Source organism: Mesonia aestuariivivens (genome assembly GCF_019311235.1).
Taxonomy (GTDB): domain Bacteria; phylum Bacteroidota; class Bacteroidia; order Flavobacteriales; family Flavobacteriaceae; genus Mesonia; species Mesonia aestuariivivens.
Window position 1 is genome coordinate 40345 of record NZ_JAHWDF010000002.1, and the last position, 21607, is coordinate 61951.

21 protein-coding genes are annotated in these 21607 nt (G+C 33.6%); 10 read left to right on the plus strand and 11 right to left on the minus strand.

What is annotated here, in order from left to right; genetic code table 11:
* Positions 1 to 24: 24 nt before the first annotated feature.
* From KW502_RS01845 to KW502_RS01885, 8 genes are all read right to left on the minus strand, one after another.
* A complete protein-coding gene (locus tag KW502_RS01845) occupies positions 25 to 1365 on the minus strand; it encodes a TolC family protein (RefSeq protein ID WP_219038831.1) in 1341 nt (446 codons plus the stop codon).
* Between the two features lie 18 nt (positions 1366 to 1383).
* Positions 1384 to 4488: an efflux RND transporter permease subunit gene (locus KW502_RS01850; RefSeq protein WP_219038832.1), complete on the minus strand. Its 3105-nt coding sequence runs from the start codon at positions 4486 to 4488 to the stop codon at positions 1384 to 1386.
* Positions 4489 to 4509: 21 nt separating this feature from the next.
* Positions 4510 to 5556, minus strand: coding sequence for an efflux RND transporter periplasmic adaptor subunit (locus KW502_RS01855; protein ID WP_219038833.1), 1047 nt, complete (start codon positions 5554 to 5556; stop codon positions 4510 to 4512).
* 21 nt (positions 5557 to 5577) lie between these two features.
* Complete coding sequence (locus tag KW502_RS01860; RefSeq protein WP_219038834.1) at positions 5578 to 6171, minus strand: TetR/AcrR family transcriptional regulator; 594 nt, start codon at positions 6169 to 6171, stop codon at positions 5578 to 5580.
* A 347-nt stretch (positions 6172 to 6518) separates the two neighbouring features.
* The gene (locus tag KW502_RS01865; protein ID WP_219038835.1) at positions 6519 to 7025 is read right to left on the minus strand and encodes an endonuclease V; all 507 of its coding nucleotides are present in this window, start codon (positions 7023 to 7025) and stop codon (positions 6519 to 6521) included.
* 22 nt (positions 7026 to 7047) lie between these two features.
* A complete protein-coding gene (locus tag KW502_RS01870; protein ID WP_219038836.1) occupies positions 7048 to 7833 on the minus strand; it encodes a hypothetical protein in 786 nt (261 codons plus the stop codon).
* A gap of 23 nt (positions 7834 to 7856) precedes the next feature.
* Positions 7857 to 9104, minus strand: coding sequence for a hypothetical protein (locus KW502_RS01875; RefSeq protein WP_255553947.1), 1248 nt, complete (start codon positions 9102 to 9104; stop codon positions 7857 to 7859).
* Between the two features lie 144 nt (positions 9105 to 9248).
* The gene (locus KW502_RS01885; RefSeq protein WP_219038837.1) at positions 9249 to 9866 is read right to left on the minus strand and encodes a YwqG family protein; all 618 of its coding nucleotides are present in this window, start codon (positions 9864 to 9866) and stop codon (positions 9249 to 9251) included.
* 165 nt (positions 9867 to 10031) lie between these two features.
* On the opposite strand from KW502_RS01885, the gene KW502_RS01890 reads away from it, so the two are divergent.
* From KW502_RS01890 to KW502_RS01905, 4 genes are all read left to right on the plus strand, one after another.
* The gene (locus KW502_RS01890; RefSeq protein ID WP_219038838.1) at positions 10032 to 10658 is read left to right on the plus strand and encodes a DUF1444 domain-containing protein; all 627 of its coding nucleotides are present in this window, start codon (positions 10032 to 10034) and stop codon (positions 10656 to 10658) included.
* 116 nt (positions 10659 to 10774) lie between these two features.
* Positions 10775 to 11107, plus strand: coding sequence for a hypothetical protein (locus KW502_RS01895; RefSeq protein WP_219038839.1), 333 nt, complete (start codon positions 10775 to 10777; stop codon positions 11105 to 11107).
* A 203-nt stretch (positions 11108 to 11310) separates the two neighbouring features.
* Entirely contained in the window at positions 11311 to 11763 is a 453-nt protein-coding gene (locus KW502_RS01900; protein WP_219038840.1) for a hypothetical protein, read from the plus strand.
* A gap of 100 nt (positions 11764 to 11863) precedes the next feature.
* Complete coding sequence (locus tag KW502_RS01905; RefSeq protein ID WP_219038841.1) at positions 11864 to 12466, plus strand: hypothetical protein; 603 nt, start codon at positions 11864 to 11866, stop codon at positions 12464 to 12466.
* Positions 12467 to 12647: 181 nt separating this feature from the next.
* Here KW502_RS01905 and KW502_RS01910 read toward each other — a convergent pair whose 3' ends face one another.
* Genes KW502_RS01910 through KW502_RS01920 form a run of 3 tightly spaced genes read right to left on the minus strand, consistent with a single transcriptional unit; the run spans position 12648 to position 14592 of the window.
* Complete coding sequence (locus KW502_RS01910; RefSeq protein ID WP_219038842.1) at positions 12648 to 13217, minus strand: putative DNA-mimic protein; 570 nt, start codon at positions 13215 to 13217, stop codon at positions 12648 to 12650.
* Between the two features lie 7 nt (positions 13218 to 13224).
* On the minus strand, positions 13225 to 14130 hold the full coding sequence (locus KW502_RS01915) for a DUF6892 domain-containing protein (protein WP_219038843.1): 906 nt from the start codon (positions 14128 to 14130) through the stop codon (positions 13225 to 13227).
* 21 nt (positions 14131 to 14151) lie between these two features.
* Positions 14152 to 14592: an SMI1/KNR4 family protein gene (locus tag KW502_RS01920; protein ID WP_219038844.1), complete on the minus strand. Its 441-nt coding sequence runs from the start codon at positions 14590 to 14592 to the stop codon at positions 14152 to 14154.
* A gap of 213 nt (positions 14593 to 14805) precedes the next feature.
* On the opposite strand from KW502_RS01920, the gene KW502_RS01925 reads away from it, so the two are divergent.
* From KW502_RS01925 to KW502_RS01950, 6 genes are all read left to right on the plus strand, one after another.
* Positions 14806 to 15156 carry a hypothetical protein gene (locus KW502_RS01925; protein WP_219038845.1) on the plus strand — a complete coding sequence of 117 codons (351 nt, stop codon included), beginning with the start codon at positions 14806 to 14808 and terminating at the stop codon, positions 15154 to 15156.
* A gap of 2 nt (positions 15157 to 15158) precedes the next feature.
* Positions 15159 to 16016: a hypothetical protein gene (locus tag KW502_RS01930; protein WP_219038846.1), complete on the plus strand. Its 858-nt coding sequence runs from the start codon at positions 15159 to 15161 to the stop codon at positions 16014 to 16016.
* A complete protein-coding gene (locus tag KW502_RS01935; protein ID WP_219038847.1) occupies positions 16017 to 17153 on the plus strand; it encodes an adenylosuccinate synthetase in 1137 nt (378 codons plus the stop codon).
* A 121-nt stretch (positions 17154 to 17274) separates the two neighbouring features.
* On the plus strand, positions 17275 to 18318 hold the full coding sequence (locus tag KW502_RS01940; RefSeq protein WP_219038848.1) for an SMI1/KNR4 family protein: 1044 nt from the start codon (positions 17275 to 17277) through the stop codon (positions 18316 to 18318).
* 158 nt (positions 18319 to 18476) lie between these two features.
* Positions 18477 to 20945, plus strand: a complete 2469-nt coding sequence (locus tag KW502_RS01945) for a hypothetical protein (RefSeq protein WP_219038849.1) — start codon at positions 18477 to 18479, stop codon at positions 20943 to 20945.
* A 3-nt stretch (positions 20946 to 20948) separates the two neighbouring features.
* Positions 20949 to 21605: a DUF1266 domain-containing protein gene (locus KW502_RS01950; RefSeq protein WP_219038850.1), complete on the plus strand. Its 657-nt coding sequence runs from the start codon at positions 20949 to 20951 to the stop codon at positions 21603 to 21605.
* The last annotated feature ends 2 nt before the right edge of the window (positions 21606 to 21607 follow it).

Below are 21607 nucleotides of genomic sequence, written 5' to 3' on the forward strand. Positions count from 1 at the left end.
AGAATTTTAATAATGAAAGTAAACCTATTCTTTTTCAACTTCAGACAGTTCTTCTATAGTAGGAGCATCTAGCTGATTGTTTCGATATAAATAAACCGTTTCTTTTATTTCATAATTGGCAAAAGCAGTTACTAATTCCGTTTCCGCTTCTTGTTGCAAACGTTGTGCATCTAACAAATCAGATAAATTATTTAAACCGCTATTGTAATTGTCACGCTGTACTTCTAGATTTTCTTCCGCATATTCTAAGTTATCTTCGGCATATTCAATCTGTTTGTAGGCATCTAATAAATCATACCAACTTTTTGTGATCCCTACAGTGATTTGATCCTGCCCTTTCTTTAATTGATTTATGGCTATTCTTTCTTCAATTTTTCGCTGCTTTATCTGTTGCTTTTCTTTTCCCCACCAAGCGGAAATTGGGATTCGTACCAGTCCAAAGGCTAATGGCTGAATATCAGAATCTAAACCAACGTTAAAAGTTCCGTATTTGCTGGCATTTACGCCTACAGAAATTTGTGGTAGCTGATTGGCTTCTGCCATTTTAGTCTGTAATTTTGAAGCTTCAATTTGCTCGTCAAGTAATCGATAATTTTTATTTTCAGCAACATTTACAGTATGATCATACTTTAATTCTGGTGGAACTATTTGGTGCAGCGTATCTATAGCAACCGTTGTGGTATCGTAATCTAAACCTGTATACAGCGCCAAATCGAGCAAGGCCAATTTTCGCATATTGCTCAATTTACTTTCTTTCAGTAGAATTTTACTTTGGTTAACTTTTACTTGAAGTAATTGATTTTTAGCAATTAAACCAGCATCTAATAAATCGTTTTGTTGTTTCAACAATTCAGCGAAATATGTTTTAGCGGCAGTAATTACTTTTTGTTGTTCTTGTAATTGTACCAATTGCCAGTATTTTTTTTCAGTAGTTAAAATAACCGAATCTACAGATTGTTCTGCGCGAATTTGATTGGCGCTAACTTGTACTTCAGCTAACTTATTCGCATTTCTAACTTTTCCGCCCGCAAAAACAACTTCAGAAGCGGTGGCAGAAGCTAAATACACATTATCGATTTCTGGTATTCCTAATAAAGTAATTGGATCTATAAAATTATTGAAAGCATAGACCGTTCCGCCTAAAGCTTCAACCGTTGGAAAATAATTAGCTAAAGCTTCTTGTTTTTGTGCATTGGCTTTTTCAATACGTAAATTTCCATTTTTAATATCGTGGCTATATTGCAAAGCTGCTTTTTTAGCTTTTTCTAGCGTGATATAATTTTCTTGCGCATTTGCTGTAATAGCTGCCGTAAATAGTGCAAAAATGCCGAGCTTTTTTAAATATGTTGAAAAATTAGTGTTCATTTCTTTTCAATTTGAATATTAAGCTTTTTCGGTTTTATTTTCATCTTCTTTTTTGAAGAACATCCAATATAAAACTGGTAATACATACAAGGTAAGTACCATAGAAATCATCAACCCGAAGGCGATAACAGTTCCTAAAGGTCCCCAAAGTGTAGACCTACTAATAATCATTGGGATAACACCTACCGCAGCTGCAGATGAGGTTAAAAAGATGGGTCGCATTCTACGTTGTGCAGCCATAATGGTTGCTTCTTTTACGCTATAATTTTCTTCATAACGAAGCTCATCGGCAAAGTCTATTAAAATAATACCGTTTCTAACTACAATTCCGCATAAGGCTAAAATCCCAAGGAAGGAGGTAAAACCAAACGGATATTGCATTAAAAGAAGTCCTAAAGCTGCTCCTAAAATACTTAACGGCATGGTGATAAAACTTAAGGTTGCGTGTTTAATAGATTTAAAATGCCAGATTAAAATCAAGAAAATGACCAATACACTAATGGAAAGCGAAATTCCCATAGGAACAAGATTTTCCTGCTGCATTTCAAACTCACCTCCATAATCTACCCGAATTGTATTGGGAATATTAAGATTATTAATTTTAGGACGAAGTTTTTTTAACACCACATTCGCTACCGCACCTTTTCTAATATCTACACGTACCGTTAAACAACGCATCCCATTACGGTGGGTAATTTGTTCTTCTTCCCAGCCCGGATTTACATTAGCTACCTGACGGAGCGGAACCATACTTTTTGTTTTAGCGGAAAGTATTGAAAGTTCTCTCAAATCGGCGACGGTTTGTGCTTTGTTATTTTCGGCTTTAATTTTTACATGAATCGCATAATCTTCATCATAGACTTTGGTAGCATTTAAACCTTCCATATACATCGCCACTGTATTGGCAATATTTTCTTTACTTAAGCCAACTTGTGCTGCTTCATCCTTTTTTATGTCGATATTAATCGTAGATTGTTTTTCACCAAAATTAGTTCTAGACCAAATCGTTTCTGGAGTTTCTCTCGCTAAATTAATAATACTATCTCCGTAGGTTCGTAACTTTGCAATATCGTTTCCGAAAAGGCGAACCTCGATTGGTGCCGGTTTATTCACCATATTTAGCTGTTTCATGCGTAAATAGGCATTCGGAAACATATCGGCATAATGCTTGTCGTAATCTTTTAAAACTTCTTCTGTAGCCTCTTCAGAAGAAGTAGTAATTAAAATTTGCGCATAATTTTTAGCCGGCAAATTTGGTGCATAAACCATATGGAATCTAGGCGAACTTTCTCCGATAAAGCTGGTATAATTCAATACACGTTCGTCATCTTTCAAGACTTCTTTTTCAAACTTTTTAACCACTTTGGCGGTTTCATCTAAATTGCTTCCTTTAGCTAAATACACTTCTACAGCAAATTGATTTCGTTCTATCACCGGAAACAATTCTTGTGTTAAGGTTGAAAACAAAATAAAGCCCAGAATAACAGAAGCAATACCAACTCCCAAGGTGATTTTATAATGCTTTACCGCTTTTTTAAGTGATTTATTGAAAAAGTTTTGTAACCGATCTAACATCGATTTTTTATCCTTTTTCTTTTCTTTCTTATCGTCGTGAAGTCCTCTTTTAATAAAAATGGTATTGAAGAAAGGCACAATAAATATTGAAATAGCCAACGATAAGAAAAGTGCAATCATAATGGTAAACGGAAACGTACTTAAAAAATCTTTTGCCGTACCGCTTAAGAAAAAGATAAGCGGTAAAAAAGTAGCGGTAATGGCTAAGGTCGCCGTAAATACAGATGGAAATAATTGCAACGCACTGTGGTAGGCTGCCTCCCAAATCGATTCGCCTTCGTCTAATTTTTCTACGTGATTATCGATAATCACAATAGGATCGTCTACCACAATTCCCAACACAATAATTAAAGCGGCAAGAGTTACCGTATTTAATTCTAACCCCAGCATATACATTACTGCTAATGTAGAAGCAATGGTTATTGGAATGGTTGCCGCAGCAACAGAAGCTACTCGAAATGGCAATAAGAAAAGTGCTACCAAAATTACCCCAACTAATGCGTATCCAAATTCTTTCATAAAATGGCTAATAGCGCTATGCACCACATCGGGCTGATCGGCTATTTTATGAATTTCTATATCTCGTGGTAATTGTTGTTCTATGTTGCTTAACCGCTCTTCAATTTCTTTTCCGAACTGAACAATGTTATTTCCCTTCGCCATTTCTAACGTAATGATCATGGCTTTGGTTCCGTTAGAAGTGGTAAAAGCATCGGGATCTTCGTATTCTCGTTTTACTTCAGCTACATCTTTTACTCGAATAACGCTACCATCGTCTCCTGTACGTACAATTTGATTGGCTACATCGGTTTCATCTTTAATAAACGTATCGATATGAATAGGTCGATCAAATTCTGATCCTTCTAAAGTTCCTCCTGGATTTATCGAACCTTGATCTTGTAAACTCTGCATGAGCATTCCTGGACTAATTCCGTAGGTTGCTAATTTATTTTGATTGGCATAGACGGCAATCTGCTCAGTTAAACCACCATCGTGGCTTATTTTTGCCACATTTTCTAATTGACGAAGATTGTCTTCAATATCTTCCACATGGCGTTGTAAATCTTTATAAGGCCTATTTTGAGATTGCACCGCTAAAATCATAGCTGCGGTATTTCCAAAATCGCTATTCACTATGATTCCACGAACGCCTTTGGGTAATTTTTGCTGCTGAAATACTAATAAGCCGTTTTTAAGTTTATTCCAAAATTGCTCGGTAGCATCTGCATCTATACGATTGGCAACTTCAACATACATATACATTTTCCCGTCTTGAGAATAGGAGTAAGTTTTGGTTTTATCTACTTCGTTAAAACTAAAGAGGTATTCTTCAACTTTAGTCGTTAACTCTTGTTCTACTTCTTCTGAATTTGCTCCCGGATAATACCCAATTAACAAACCTTGACGAATGGTAAAATCTGGAAATTCGTTACGTGGCATTTTAAACAAACCAATAAGCCCGATAATTACCAATAATGCGGCAACAGCAAGCGGAAACGATTTGTTTTTCATAGCCCATTCTATAACAGAGCTGTTTTCTTTTTTCATAATCTACACGAACTTTTTAGCTTATTCAGCTAGTTTTATAGGAGTATTGTCGGTTAATTTATGATAGCCGGAAGTAATTACTTTATCTGAATTTTGTAAACCAGAAGTAATTGCAATACCGTTATTATAGAGTTTTCCGGTAGTAACCATTTTTCGTTTTGCTTTGCCTTCTTTTGCGATGTATACAAAATTTTCTCCGTTTTCGGTAACTGAAACCACTTCAACCGGCAATACAATTGAAGTATTTATTTCAGATTTATTTTTATTGAAATCGAGTATGGCAGCGCAAGACATACCGGGTTTTATTTTTCGGTCTGGATTATCGATAGCGATTTGTGCAATGTAAACCGGATTTTGTTGGTTAGACTGAATGGAAATTTCAGAAACCTGTCCGTTAAAAACTTCATCTTTTAGGGCATTGATTGTAACCTTAGCGCTATCACCATTTTTTAGCTGATTAACTTCTTCGTCTGGAATAGGAATAGCTGCTTTTACTTTATTTATATCTAATAACTGAAAAACAGGGCGCCCCGGGCTTGCTAAATCTCCGGCTTCCATAATTTTCGCACCAATATATCCGCTGGTAGGCGCGTATAATTTACTATGCTTTACATTTTGATAAACGGCGTTTGCTGCTGCTTTTGCCTGTTGGTATTTAGAGCGCGCTTCAATCATTTTAATTTCAGCAATGCTTCCTTTTAAGTACACTTCATTAATACGGTCGTAATTCTCTTTAGCTAATTCGGTTTGTGCTTTTTTTGCTTGATATTCTTCTTTGTAAGCGGTGGCATCAACTTCAGCTAATAATTCACCTTTCTGAACAAAATCGCCCATATCGGCTTTTAAATACTCAATAGTTCCGCCAATTTGGAAGCTTACATTAATCTTTTTATTGGCGATAATTTTACCAGTGAAACCAATGTCCTGATTTTGTTCCCTCGAATTGTGCTTGCCAATTGTTATGGTTTTTACTTCGATGGGTTGAATAGGAGTTGATTTTTTCTCTTCACCACAGCTTATGGCCAGAAAAATGCTAAAGGCTAGCAAAGTGAGACGAATAGTGCGCATAGTTTTAAGATTTAAAAAGTATTAGTGTTGAAGTCCTTTTATGATAAGTTGATTAATCCAATCTAAACGATCGAACATGTCGTTTGAATAGCGTTGATATAAGAAAATTTCTTTCTCTAGGCTATCGGTAGCAGTAACAATAGCTAGCGCTAGAAAATTTAAATCGGTTTTAGGAACTGGAGTAATTTCTTCTTTCTCGATAGCCCAAGTGAGGCAGTTCTCGATAATTGAAACTTCTTCTGCTCGAATTTCATATAATAACTGAAACAAAAAACTGGTGTTTTTTTTTAGATCGCTTAATAGATATTGGTAAGTCTCTGAAAGTTTGATAAGATGTTCAAGTTTAATCTTTCGGTATTTAGAAAGATTTTCGTTGATGGTAAATTCGTGAGAAATTTCAGTTGAAGTTTCTCGAATTCTATTTTCATATTCATTTTTTACAAAAGCTTCAAAAACCTCATTTTTATTTTTAAAGTAATAGTACAAGGTACTTCTGCCTTTTTTTGAAGCTTTGGCAATATGATCCATCGTTGCTTTTTTAAAACCATATTTTTTAAATACGGTTTTAGAAGCGTCTATAATTTGTTTTCTTACAAAGTCTTCTTTAGATTTCATTTTCGACAAAAAATTAAAATATGTCTAATATTCGACAAAAATACAAATTTAGTCAGATTTTAAATTGTATAAAAATGTTAATCTTTAAAATGGATATGCTATTTTATTTAAAAGAGGGTAAGAGGCAAATTATTTTAAAGAAACCTTATATCTTTAGGCAGCTTTTACACTGAATTTGATAGTTGATTCCTTACTATTTAAATGCTATAAATATTGTAAGAGTATTGGTTGAAGAACAGTAGAACGTATAAAAATGAATATGCAAAAAAAGTTGATGAAAAAACGCAAGCCACTTTCGATCTTTCGCTAGAAAATTTAACGAAAGACCGATTAATGACAATTTTTAGCTAATTGTTTTTTTCTTTTGTCTTGGTATCTACCAATTGTAACAAGGTTGGCATTCTAAAATCTCCGTGCATCGTTTTAATATGGTTGTAGGCTTCTTTTAAATCGATCCCGATAGCAGAAATGTAAAGCGGCCGTACACTACCGCCTCGTAATAATGTTTTATAGTTTGAGGTATTAGACTGATATTGCGATTTTGCCACACCAATAATCGGTATTTTCTGATCGAATTTTTCGTATAAATGTCCGCCTAAACCGAGTTTATTTTCTTCGAGCATTGTGTAACCATCAATGATAATCGCATTAATTTCTTCGATATTAATTTTATTTAACAAGCTTAAAATACACGGCAATTCTCGTTTGTAAAACGCACCCGATTCATAGTCAGAAACGCCTTCAATTATTTCGCTATAAATGTGTAAAGGTTCTTCGTCTTGCCAGTCGTTAAAGCTTACGGCAATTGTTTTAGCTTTAGTATCATAATAATAAGTATCAAAAGCAAGAATCATAAGTAGGAAGTTTTAATTTGGTTTATTTGTTCGGAGTAAGCATATCGGCTTTGCTCAGGGTATAATTGAATTCAGGATAGGTGAAATCTAGTTGTTTATTTTCTTGTCTGCGTAGCGTATAAAATTGTTTTTCTTGAATTTGATTGGCTAGTTTAAGTGGTGTTCCGTTTTCAAAATAAGGCATATTTTCTTTAAATTGAATAAAAGTTTTAGACGATCTAAATGTGATTCCTAACCATTTGTTCTCTAAAAAAGATTCCTTTTGCTGAGGTTTTTCGGGAAGTATAATTTTATGAAAAAATCTTGAATTTGTTTCGGTTAAAAATAATACAAATGAATTGTGCGTTAGCGGAATATCGGTTTCTATTCCAGTTATTTTATCTTTTATTCTTAGAATTCGTGTGTTTTGTGACGTTAGTTTTTCTGGATATTCATAACACGAAAAAAGACAAATAGATGAGTTTGAAGCCAAATCTAAAGCTAGATCAGAATGATACTTCATTTTTTTATATTCAGCATCATAAATTTCGATAAGCGCATTATTAAATCTGGTTTTCGAAAAATTTTTCTTTTTGATGTTGTTATCAATACCATCAATGATTTCTTGATGTATTTTAGAAAACTTATTGGCAGAAATTGTAAAAGCTGTAGTCGTTCTCACTATCGGGATTCCGTTTTCTTCGGGCTTTACTAAGTTATTTCCTAAACGGCCTTTGCCTAAGATTTCAAATTCGGTTCCATTGGCTAACTCTTCAAAAATATTTTTGGTAAACGAAAGGTTGGAGATATAAAACTCTTTTGGTATCATCTTACTACAACTAAAATTTCAGGTTAATAAATAGGTTTCTCGTAATCGCCGCGATTCATACTAAAATGAATTTTTCCGTATTCAACTTGTTTCTCCGACTTATTTTCTTCAAAATACGTGCTGCGTAAATCTTCCATTTTTTCAGAATTCATCGGTTCTAGTTTTATCAATTCTTCATTTTCTTTAATGAAAGTTTGCTCCTTTTTATAAACGGCTTCTAGGTTAGAACAGCGAATTACATAGCCCATTCTGGTAGGCACCTGATCTATATTTAAAACCGATGGGCGTATCTCGTGCGTGTACAACCTGTTGGTAGAAAGCGGAATTAAAAATACCGAATTTGGATATAGCGTTACGCTAAATTCTTTTACCAAACTAGCATCATCTACAGTAGGTTTTAATTTAAAATGAAGCCGTGTTAAAGCGCTAGACTTTTTATAAAACCAGTCGAATGTATCGTTTTCTGAACGATGTAGTTTTTCAATATTTGAGTTATCGTAAAACGTGCAAAAAGCGATAAGCCCTTCTTTGGGCATATCTTTTGTTTTATCTGAATGTGCTTTAATTTTAGCTTTTACATCTTTGGGATTGTTTTCGTCTTTCTTTTTGTTCTCATAAATCTGCGCCAACACGTGATTTAGTTCGATTTTTTGTTCAAAATCGAAAGCTACCGCTTCATTTATTTTGTTGACGATATGATGATCTGTTTGACTAAAATTTTCTGTGGGTCCGGTAAAATTGCTAGAGCATCTTAAAAGTCTAAAATGAAGTTCTTCTTCAGTTTCAGCAATTATATTTTTGGTAATCGATGTCAGGTAAATCCCTTTTCGTAAGGCTTTTCCTTGTTTGTTCGATTCGGTTAAATTCTGAAAATTATGGGCAGCTTCAATCTTGTGAAAATAGTTTTCAGCATTAAAAAACTTTCGGTAATACACGCCGGCATTATGAATGTTTAAGGGAGCTTCACCAAGATGTATTTGCTTAAATATTGTAGAGTTTAAATTCTCGTAATTGAAAGAAAATTCTTTAATAATATAGAAAGTATGGTTTTCTTGTTTAAGTTGATTTATATCTCCAACCGCATAAATACGGAAAGGAGTAGCGGTCTCTGGTATTTCTGAAAAACACGTGACTACCTTTCCGCAAAAATGTGTTATTAATTCTTCAAATGCTACTGAATGTTGTTTTTCTTGAGTTAAGTTGATCAAGAAGTTTTTAGCGGTTGAAATATTATTTTCTGTATTCATCATGTTGAATTTTTCGGCTTTCATTTTCAATCATCAACCCGCATCGGTTTTAATGTTAGAGAAATCTCCTTTTGCTAATTTGTCTTTTTCTATAAAGAGCATTAAATAGCCACCATCGTGCCAATTCCATTCAAGAGAGCGTATTGAAAGTAGCGTGAGTAACGAAACCTATTCTTCTCCTTTTCTAGGGTCGTAGGCTAATGAATTATGATAGGGATAGCCTAATAAATAATTGTAGCCTCCTTTGCGAATTAGGCTAGGTATTTTATCGCATACGTAAGACAATTGTCTTTTGTTGAGTTCGTTTTCCTTAAACAATTCTGGTCGGTGTGGGATGTCAATGGTCTGTTCAAATAGTGTTTGAAATCCAAAAGTTCTAAGAGAAGGTTTAATATTGGTATTTACATAGGTTTGTAATTCTTCATCTTCCTTAAAATAAAAGACTTTTGCATACTCATCTGCTCCCCAAAAAATGTTTTGGTCTTCATCGTCTGCTACAAATATACTTAGCATTCCAGTTTTTGGAAGAGCAGAGGGAAATGTAATTTCACTTAAATTGAATTGCGCTATAAATCTATAGTCTCCAAACTCGTGTTTTGGCCATTCAAAATCTGCCGGAACTTCTGGGTCGCCTCCTAATTTACTAGCACCAAAATTTTCGCCTTGCTCATTTTTTCGGGTAATAGTTATAGAAGGAATAGCTAAAGATTTTAGATAAGCTTCTTTGTTATGTAAACCGTATTTACCTTGTTTAATGATCTTTTCTAGTTTCGGGAGGTCCATCATAGGTGTCTTATTTTATAGACAAAGATGCAGGCTTATCTTCGAAATTAGGTAACCGTTTTCAGGGATATTATTTAAATAGAAGATCTACTATTTTTAGGAATGGCTGAATTCCGTGAGCTGTTTTCGTTTTCTCAGAAATACTTTTGTATCAAATAAAAAGAACTTATGAGCAATACAGAAAATACAGGAGGAAAATCTCCAAAAGAAATGGAAGAAATCAAAGCAGCGACTAACGACACGTCTGCTAAAATTTATCCTATTATTAAGCCAGCAGATTGGGTAGGTATAAGAGCAGGCGCTTTAAAAACGAATATGATAGGTTCTCCAGCAGAAAATAACCTAAAGCTGGTAGTGGCTTATGGTAAAGATACGCCTGATAATTTTGTGTTTTTAACACAAAATGACTTACCAAAGTATGAAGGCCGAAATATTATAGAAGAAGCGCTTAAAAATATAGACGAGTATCCTACTGAGTTTGAATATTCTGAAGTTTTTGAAAATAAAGCATTAAGTGCTAGCGGACCAGATTTTGCGAGTGAGCGTATTCTTTCTCAAAGTCATATGCTCAAAGCTCATGAAATGTTAGGTGCAGAAGAACTATTCGTATCTATACCTAGAAGATCGTGTATGATGGTTATTGCAAGAGATGCCTCACAAGATTTATTAAATAAGTTTTCTTATTTACATGATCATACCTGGAATGATGATAGTTATGGTAACGCACCTATCGCCAACCTTATCTTTATTGTAAAAGGTGGAAATATCGTCGCACATATAAATTTAGAAGACTAAATCTGTTTTAGTAGTTCTCTAATTGCTATAGCAATTTTTGTATAAAAAAATAGGTTTCTTTAAAAACGGCTAGTTAATTTGAAGCTAACTAATATTATTTAAAAACAATAGATTCTATGGATAAAGTATGTCTTTATGAGTTTGAAAATCCAGAAATAAAAATTTCTATGCATGTTTATTTTAGTCCTGAAAATCAATTGTTGTTTGATGGTTACGATATTGGCAAACGCGTAAAAGAAGGATTGGGCGATTCAGATTATGAATATCAATATATAATAGCTTGGGAAGAAGTTAAAAAAATGGCCAGACTTTTTAATTGCGATGAAAATGATAAACCAGCTATTTTAGAAGGCCTAAAACAACGCTTTAACGCCAACGATGCTTATTCGAAATTTGGAGATTATATGAAAGAACATCATATTGTTTTTGAACAATTTATGTGGCGTTAAGCAATTTTAGATTTAGCTAAACACTATTTAAAATAAAAGTAACCGTTACACAAGTCTAAATTTCTAAGAAAAGAGGATTATTCTGATTTTTATGAATAGTTAAATTGTTGCTTTCTAAGTGTATGGTACTATTGAAATCTACTATTAATTTTAAATTTGATTAAAAAAGAGGTTGTGCAACACGCACAAAAGTTATAACTAATTTGAGAACAACTGAATTTACATATAACCCAGAAGTGATTCTCCAGTCTGAATTTGATTCTAATTTATTAGAATTTAACGGAATTGGAATTGGACAAGATTTGAGTCAATTACCAACTGAAAGTGTTTCTGAATTTTATGACAAACAAGGTGAAAGTCAAAATACTGATATTAAAAATGGTTGGGTTTTGACAATGAACGGAATTCAATACGTGCTAAAAAATGGAATTGTGAAAATGATTCGGGTGAAGAAAAACGGTATCACAAAACTGAACAGATTTGACAAAGATGATGTAGAAAAACTACTAGGAAAACCGAATAAAATAACTGAAGACTCGATAACTTGGGTTTGGGATAATGTAGTTTACGCAAAAGTTTATCATTACAAAAAAAGAAAAACTAAAATTCACTTCTCAACCAAAAACGGAAAACTTTGTGAATTAGAAATTAAATAAAAACTGGTAACCACACCGAAGATAAAAATTACTGGTGTTGTGCTAAAACAAAGGTTATCGCAAATTTTAAACTATAAATTTTATTAAAATCACGTTTAAATTGAAGAAAAAAGGAGCATTTTTTAATTCAAGTAATTATGAGATGAATAACTTATTGTGCGGAATAGAAAAATCAGAAATTCAAGAAAATGAAATTTATATATCCGAATATCCTTTTGAACCTTCAGTTGCTTATCCTCATAAATTGATAAACGCTAAGAATATTAATTTTATAAGTGCATATTTTGGGCTTTGCAGAATATATGTAGATCATGATATTCTTTTTGTTACTGCAGAACAAAAAACCGAATTACTAAAGTTTGCCGAGAATAATGGAATAAAACTTAAAAAACACAGCAGGAATTGGGAATGGATTTTAGAACCGTATCTAGACACTGAATTTACAACTGAAGATGAAAAAAGGGTTGAAAGACTCTTAACCGAAGTCGGTATTGATAAAATCGAAACTGAAAAAATTAGGAAAGAAGTAGGGAAACAAATGTATAAATATAACTTCGATACGATGCTTTGGGATTGGTGTAGTTTGGGTTTATGTGATGTTTTGTCTGCTATGCGCGTAAAATATAATAAAATTGAATTCAGAGATTTTTATAAAAGAGCAATAGAAATTGATAATCGAAATACAAAAGATTCGGCTTATTAAGTAGCAGAAAATTTTTTTCTATAAACGGAAGAATGTTTTTAACAGCGTATAAATTAAAAGAGCCCAAAAAACGGGCTCTTTTGGTGTTTTCTATTTATTACAGATATTCAAATTTCAATTAATGAAATATAATCACTGTATTATTAGCTATACTGTAAATAGCAGCATCATATAGCGTTAGCTATACCTCTTTTTCTATCCAAAAATCACGATTGTTGAAGATATCATCTTTAATCGCATCTCTGTTGGTCACTTGATCATTTTTATCTAAAATCACCCCCAATTTAGAAGCGATTTCTTTCAATTCTTTTAAAAGTCGGTAAGAAGAACCTATTATACCACCTTGTACTGGGGTCTCATCGGTCTCAAAAATAATTTCGTCAAATTCTTGCGGAATATAAAATCCTGCACTATCAGAATGGGTAAGCAAATGACTATACATCATCATAGATTCCTCTTCGAGAATGGGATCATCAGTAGGTTCGGCAGCTGAGTCGAATACTTCTGGAGTCCAATCTTCGTGAACCATATTGTAAGCAAAAAAACGTCTTAAATAATGAAGGTATGCGAATGGCATACCTCCTAATGCCAAAGTTTCTAGCTCTTTATCTTCGGTCTCTTGGTGTGCTTCTATATCATTTTCTAGCAGTAATTTATTTACTTTTTCTAATTCTGCTTTATAATATTCATAGCCTTCGGGTTTATTTTCTTTAAATTCAATTAATAAGCCGCTTGAAATCTGTAATCCCATATTTTTTTTAAAGCCATTCAGCTTCAACACCTAATTTTTCAAAATCTTCAACAATATGGTCTTTGGCGTAACATAAGGTTACTTTTTTTAAGTTGGGAAAGTGCTTAACATCGGCTACACTTTCAATGTCCCAATAGTCTTCTTCACCCCCCGAAAACGGTATTAAATTCATATAAATATCGTTACCGCCATCTTGGTATATTTCTGTAAGTCTTGGCGCTAAACGTTTAGGAACAGGAAAGTCTTTAAAGTATTGCGTCACTTCTTCAATAGGGTAGTAGCCTTCTTCTTCCAAATCAATTTCTCTTTTTGTATACCATTTCCCAAATTCGTGTACATCAAATTTAGGAGTCAATAAACCTTGAGTATACATTAACTCTTCAATCACCGAGAGTTTAAACCCAAAATCGGTAAATGTGATGAGTTCTTCATCAGGTTTGTTAATTACATATTTATCTTTTGGTATACCTTCAGCTCGATTGTAAGGCTTGTAAGTACTAAGTTCTATAGCCTTTACCTTATCTTCTCGTATATCAAACCAAGCGCTTATGGTATTTAAAACCAATGCACCAGTTGTGTCTCCTTTAAAAAGTTTTACGTGTTTTTCTTCGTACTTATGATAATAACTTATAATGTCTTCTTCGTTGAAAAGAAACGTTCCGGAGAACGTTTGAGACGGACTAAATTTATACACTTCTTGCTCTAACTCAAGACTTAGTGTTTCTATGTTTTTACCATCTTTAGCGAAAGCAATAATCCCTAAATCATTCCACGTAAAAAGCGTGTTGTTTTTGGTTTTAAGTGTGCTGTAATTGTTACCAATAATGCCTTGTAATTTTTCTATGGAAATAGGGAATTCAACAGAAACAGAATTAATTTTAAACGAATCTGGATTTAATTCTAAATGAAGCATAATACAAATGGGTATAGGGATTTATAAAATATTTATCGTTTTCAGAAACAGATCAAAAGATTCTGAAATTTTAGTAATATCACCACCATCGTGATAATAGATCCATACCGAAAAATTACTTTCTGGATCTAAGTACAGGTAATCTCCATTTTCGTGACCAATCACAAAACCTTTGGCTACACGCTTTAATTCAACACGTCCAAAAGCTGAATCTATATAAAGTTCGTCTAAATTCTCTCCTTCGATATGGGTATAAAGCTTTAAGCATTCGTAATTCGCGGCTTCACCAACTCCATTCATTGTCCAACGTTTTAATAACTCTGTTTTTCCCATCATATTCCAATAACGGGTGTCATCATATTCGTTATGTTCAATGTCAATACCATTTGGATGGTCGTTAAGAAATTTTAAATACTTGCTAGGTAATTCTTGCTGGAAGGTTTCGCTAAATTCTAATCTCATACGATGTGAATTTTATTAAACAGTTGGTGAATAATTTGATTACAAAATTGAAAACATTTCAACCAAATAAAGTAACCGTTTTCAGTGATTTTGAATTTTAGTACTAATGTTTTCTTTAGTACATATTGAAAATCTATAATTAGATTAAAATTCCCCGAATTCAGGGATAATAATAAGGAGACTGAAGAGTTAACTTTGTAAGAAATTACAATTATGGCAGATATTCAAAACCAAGCCGCTTTTTTAGATTCATTAAAGCGCAACAATGATAAAATAAGAGACGACCGTGCTAATGCAATTGCAGAAGATGCGCAGTTAATGTACAAACGAGAAACCGAAGATCTAGCCTTGTCTTTAAAGCGCTTAAAACGCGAACAAGAAAATATGCTAGATATGAGTCCTGCAGACGCTAATAGTCTTGTTTTGGCTTCAGATTTTGATGCTAAAGATTATGTAGCCAAAGACTTAGAAATGGCGGTTAAAATAAGAAACTTAGAAATTAAATTAGAATTGGCCAAAAAACGCTATGCGTATTTATTTGGAGCTAAAATAGAAGAATTATAATTATGGGAGGAGGAAGATTTAGTAACGAAGCTTACGAACAGTTAAGAAATTCTAAAGGATATCAAAATAAATCTCGCGAAGAGATATTTACTGCCAGAAATATAGATCCAGAAATGGATCCGTCAAAAGCCTTAGTGCGTGAATCTAGAGATTCTGAAGAGCACCCAGAATCGGTTTCTATTATTGTAGGTCTAGATGTTACCGGTAGTATGGGTTTTGTACCCGAGCTAATTGTTAAAGAAGCTTTGCCAGATCTTATAGGCTCATTGATGGAAGCAGGTATAGAAGATCCGCAAGTTTTATTTATGGGACTGGGTGATTTTGTTTACGATAGCGCCCCATTACAAGTTGGGCAATTTGAGTCTTCTGCCGAATTGTTAGACCGCTGGTTAACACGCGTATATTTAGAAGGCGGCGGTGGCGGTAACAATCAAGAAGGGTATAATTTGGCGCATTTATTTGCGGCACGCCATACCGCTATAGATTGTTGGGAAAAAAGAAAACAAAAAGGCTTTTTATTTACCATTGGTGATGAGCCTGTTTTTAAAGAGCTTCCAGCAGAAATTATTCGTAAATACACGTGTACCAATGAAGCTTCAACCATAAGTACAGAAGCAATTATTAAAGAAGCACAAGAAAAATACAACGTGTATCATATTCATTTAGAGCATAACGATTGGTCTAAAAAAGAAATTCGAAAAGGAAATTGGAAAGAGTTACTAGGTGAAAACTTTATAGAATTACCCGATTATAGAAAAGTTGCTAAACGCATTGCTGAAGTAGTGATTCAAAATCATAAACCCTATATAGGTAGTAGTACTGAAAAAACTACAAATACCGATGTAGAAAATATGCTATAAATGCCGAAGTCTAGCATTGTTATAGATTTAGGTTTTGGTGATGCCGGAAAAGGAGTAACAACCGATTTTCTGGCATCGCAACAACCTGAAGAAAGCTTGGTGGTTCGATTTTCTGGCGGGCATCAAGTAGGGCATACGGTTACCACAGAAAATCTAGAACACACCTTTAGTAATTTCGGTTCGGGTACTTTGCAAGGTGTGCCTACTTATTATAGCGAGCATACCACACTTTTTCCGCCTGCTATTTTACAAGAAGGACGTTTTTTAAAAGCATACAGTCCTCGTTTGTATTTTCATCCGTTAGCGATGATCTCTACGATTTATGATATCGCATATAACCGAGCTTTAGAAAAGCAACAAAACCACGGTTCTTGTGGTTTGGGTTTTGGCGCTACTATTGCTCGCAATCGAGAAGAAGTATATTTTTATGCGAATGATTTACGTTACAAATGGGTAATCGAACAACGATTAAATAGCATTAAAAACTATTACGAAGCCAAACTTTCTCAACAACCACAAACAGTTCAAACTTATTATGAGAATGAATTAAAAAATTATAATGAAGCTTTTTTTATAGAAAGTTGTCTTGAAATGCAATCTTTCTATACCATTGCAAAATTAGCTGAGTTAGCAAATTCATTTCAGCATTTTATTTTTGAAGGCAGTCAGGGTATTTTATTAGATACCCAACACGGTTTTTATCCGCATACTACCTGGAGTTCAACTACTTCTAAAAATGCCATTCAGCTTATTGAAAAAGAATTAAACGATACTCAGATTAGTATTTATTATGTAACGCGATGTTATCAAACTCGCCACGGTAATGGTCCTATGAGCGATATGCCAAATGTCACTTTGATCAATAACGAAAATGAAGCGAATGTGACTAATGAGTTTCAGGGTGAATTCCGTACAAAAGCTCTAGATCCTGAATTACTTAATTATGCATTGAGTTGCGATGCCATTCATCATCAACAGTTACCAATTACTAAAAAATTAATGATCACCTGTTTAGATCAGTTGCCTGATTTTTCGGTAGCAAATTTACTTCAAGAAATTTCGGTTTCGTTTTTAGAAATATACGGGAGTTATGGTCCTAGTTCAAAAACCATTCAAGTAATAAATTCTACAAATTAAGCTGTTTTTTTAAGCTAAAAAATTCTCTAATTAAAACGCGTATTTTTTAAAATCACCTTTTTCGGGGATGCGCTCCACGCTATTCTAGAATACCTTAGCTTCTTGTAAAAAAGAAGCTATTATGAAAAGTACAATTGCATATAAAGACGAATTAACTCAGCAACAATGGAGCGATTTTCAGTTTGAACCTATTCAAATAGAAACACTTCCAGCTTTAGAAGATCCTGAAGATTTTAGAAATAGTTTCACCTTTAGAGATTCGCTACTAGAAGCTTTTGCAGAAATTTCAGGTAAAAATGTTTTAAAACTGTTATTTATAACTCCAGATTTTAATTTAAATTCAGCATTTTACGGTATCGCTTACCTAGAAGGGAAAGAAATATATACCGCAACCATTCAGCAAACTGAAATTTTTACCAATTGGTATGATGCTATTCTTGATGAAGATGATGATGAAAAAGATGCTAAGTTGTTTCATTTTTCTAAAAACAGCTATAGTTACAGTCCAATAAATGCTAAAAAACACGAACAGATTTTTGAGCAGACAGGAGAATTTATAGTTAGTGCGATTCCTAATGAATTTATTGCAGAAAAGTTAGCCAAAGAAAAAGCAGATTTTATCACTCCGTTTATCAATTTGGATGTTGAATATGATTTTGAAATTATCAAGGCAAATTTTGAAAAACTTGTAACTGAAAATTCGTGGAAAGTTGTTGCGCCAACCAATAATCAAAAACTATATGACGAGTTTGAAGCCGAAGCAGGCTTTGCATTTCCGCAATTGCTCAAAGATTTTTTAAGTCTTCATAATGGAGTTGAAGATACTCGTTTTTTAAATGCCGAATCTATTCTCAAGGAATGGAGAGATTGGCAAAGTATCTATAACGAATGGACGCAAGAAGAATTGTTAGATACCTACAGTACTAATGAAGGGAAAACATTGCTGATGTACACCACGCCCTATTGGATTCCGTTTTTCAATTTATACAACGGTAATTTTATTGCCTTAGATTTTGCACCTGCAGAAAAAGGAACTCCCGGTCAAGTCATACGTTTTGGCGCCGATCAAGAAATTGGTTATCAAGAAGCAGAAAGTTTAAGTGCTTTTTTAGAACAACTATTAAATTCTGAAGAGTTTGAAGAATTTGATGAAGACGAGTATTAAAACTACTTAAATACAAGGCATCATAAAAACAGATTTAAGGTTGCGCAGCTTAACCGATGCGAACTTCAATAAAACAAATGTAAAACGTGGAAAATAATTTGAATAGCGAGGCTCCAATAGAGACATTTAAAAATGTAATTGTCCCCAAGATAAAAACTTTGGAATTAGATCATACGGAACTTCAAGCTTTGTTAGAGGTTTTAGAATTACTAGAAGCCAAAGATTCTCGTGCTTATATTGAAATACAAAATACAGTAGGATTACAACCTATCGCTCCCGTATTTTCAAAAGGTTTAGCCCAACAAATTTATTATCATCCTGCGGTTTATGCAGATGAAGCCCGAGGTTTTGAATGGATAGTTACTTGGATTCCTTTGTTGAAAAAGGGATTTTTCCCAGACGAAGAGAGTGCAGAAAAGCTGGTAGAATTTCTTTACTTCGGTTTAGCTTTTCTACAGTCAGAAAAAATTTCAACAGAAAAAAGAGAACGTGTATTTGAAGTCTTACATCTCTTAGTTCACAGGAAATCTGAAGCCTCATTACCAGTAGCTCGTTTTTTAATGGAACGTGCTTTTGACATTAGAGATCAGCAGAGTTCTTCTTTTATTGTTCAGCAGAGTTTAAAATATAAGTTGCTGGCCAGAACCTATTTTGCAAAAGATAGTAACGATATTTTAAAGGAATTTCCATTCAAAATTACCGATGATTTTGTAGATCATTTTTATCAAAATAGTTTTTACTTATTAGCAAAAAGCTTTCACGAAGTTTTACCAGTAAGTATGGAAAATACAGCTGGCGCTTATGAATTGCTGAAACCTTGGTTAACTCAAGATTTAGCAGCTTTTTATGCAGCGAATGAAGATTTTGCAAAAAGCGCGCATCAAGTATTGCTAGAGCGTGTGTTTTTTGTAGAAGATGAAAGTTTTGATTACCTCAATCTTTGCACGGCAGAAGGTTATTACCCGTTGATTGCTGCTTTCAACGATAAAGAATGGAATGAAAGAGATGTATTATTATTTAGCTTGAAAGATAAAAATATTCCTTTAAAACAAACTGAACCAGGTTTCTATAAACTGCAAGATTGGTTGTTGGCAAATAATGGTATTAATTTTAACCGTCCGGTTTTTGATAATTATGGAAAAGCAGTATTGGCTGTAAACAGTGCTCGAGAATTACCAGTGAGATCTATTTCACTTTGGTTAGAGTTGAGCAAGGCTTATCATAAAAACTTGCCTCGAAAAGCCTATTTTAATCAGGTATTTGCGTGTTTACTTTCAGATTGGAAGGCTAAAAAATTACCGGTTATGAGTCACGAAGGGGAGGCTTTTCAAGTCACCGGAATGTTTGTGCTCGACGATTTATTAGAAAATATTTATTTATTAAAAGATTGGCTACCCACATATCAACGTTTAGGTTTTGCAGATCCGTTAAATCAGTTTTTACTACTTTGTTTTTATGATGTTCGTAAAGATTTAAAAGAAAAAATAAACGAAGAAAGTAATACCGTTTTATATAATTACTTGATTACTCTAGCTAAAGATGCGAGAGAAACAGAACCCTATTTGCGAGAAACCGGTGTTGAACTTTGTGTAAAAATTCTAGTCGAAGTTTACAAAGACATCCAAGATTTTAAGCAAGTAAATGAGATTGCATCCTTAAAAAATATTCATCCTGGTGTAAAAGCATACTGTGAAGAATTTGCAAAATCTCATTATATAAATACAGAAATTCCGTTAAGTATTAACCTTATACAAAGTTGGTATTTGTTTTTAAACGATTATTACTACAGCTTAGGTAAAGAAGCCTTATGGGTAGAAGAAGTTTTAAAAAACCAAGGAACTCGTTTAGCCAATTATTTTAATGAAAATGATGAAGGAAGTTTGCCTAGTGAGATCCTTTTTAGGCTAAATATGTTCTTAAAAATGTGTAGCAAGCATTCAGGATCGTATTCTAAATTAAATGAAATTGGGTCAGCTATTTCTCAGCATATTTTTCATTTGTTACAAGATTTAAAACCCGAGAAATTGTCTACACAAGTGGTAGAGGTTTTATACAACTACATTATGGGGCACGAAATTAATGCTTATCATAATATGCAATTAGAAAGTGTGATTCTTCCTTTCTATGAGTATTATTTTCAAGAAGAAGAAGAAGAAGAACCAGACACTACAGAATTACCTGTTGAGTCTTTATTAGAAGAAGAAACCACTTCACCAACTACCGAACCTTTAGTACTTTCATCTGGGACAAAAGTTAATAAAGAGGTTTTAGAACAGGTAATTTCAGGATTAGAAAATTATAAAACCACCGGAATAGATAGTAGTGTTTATAAAACATTTATAGAACAACACGAGACCGAAATTAAAGCCTTATTAGAAGAAAATATGGAGCTGAAAATGAAAATGTATCAGGTTTTATATTTATTGGTGATCGATTTAGAAGCCGCACCCGATAGCGATTATGAAGCTTACGGAGACTTGAGTAGAAACTTTTTTGTGACGCTGGTAAAAGGAAACTCTATGGCCTTAAGCTATGCACAAGGTCTAGAAATGATGGCTTCATCTGGCGCTTATCCCGAAAAATTAACCCAAGCTTTATTAAAAGTAGTGACCAATTTAAAAGCATAACTTATGACTACAGAAGAAATTACACCCCAAATACAAAAGCAACTAAACTTTTCGGCTTTGCTTTTAAAAAAACATGCTCACGAAGTAGATCTTGAAAGTTGGTTTGGATTTAATCTGCAAAACGAATGGCATCTTAAAGCAGCAAAACGCTTATTGAAATACTACGGGATACATTCAGGTTTAGATTTACGCAGTAAATTGTTTGAATATGAAAATGGAATTATAGCTTCTGCTACTTTTGAGAAATTAGCAGCTAGTTTACGCCTAGATACCACGAGTAGTTTCGAGGCCAAATACAAAGCTTTAGATAATGTAATGCTAGAACATAATTATAAACTGGCTTGGAAATATAGATTCAGTCTTAAAGACCAGAAACTTATAGGTTACGAGATGGCAAAATATGTATTCTTGTTGCGTTTAGGCGGCATCTTAAATTACGTAGAGTTAGAAGAGATTGCATTACGCTTAACTGAAGCAGAAGCCTTACTTAAAAATACATTTACTAGTTGGGGAGAGTTTCACCGCAATGTGTGTATAGGAGATGAATTTATTAACGGACGTGGAGAACAAGATGGAAGTTCGTTCCCTGGAATATTAACCCTGTGGGAATGTTACCAGCGTATGCACATCACTCATCCTAATTGGTTTAAAGAATGGTAATT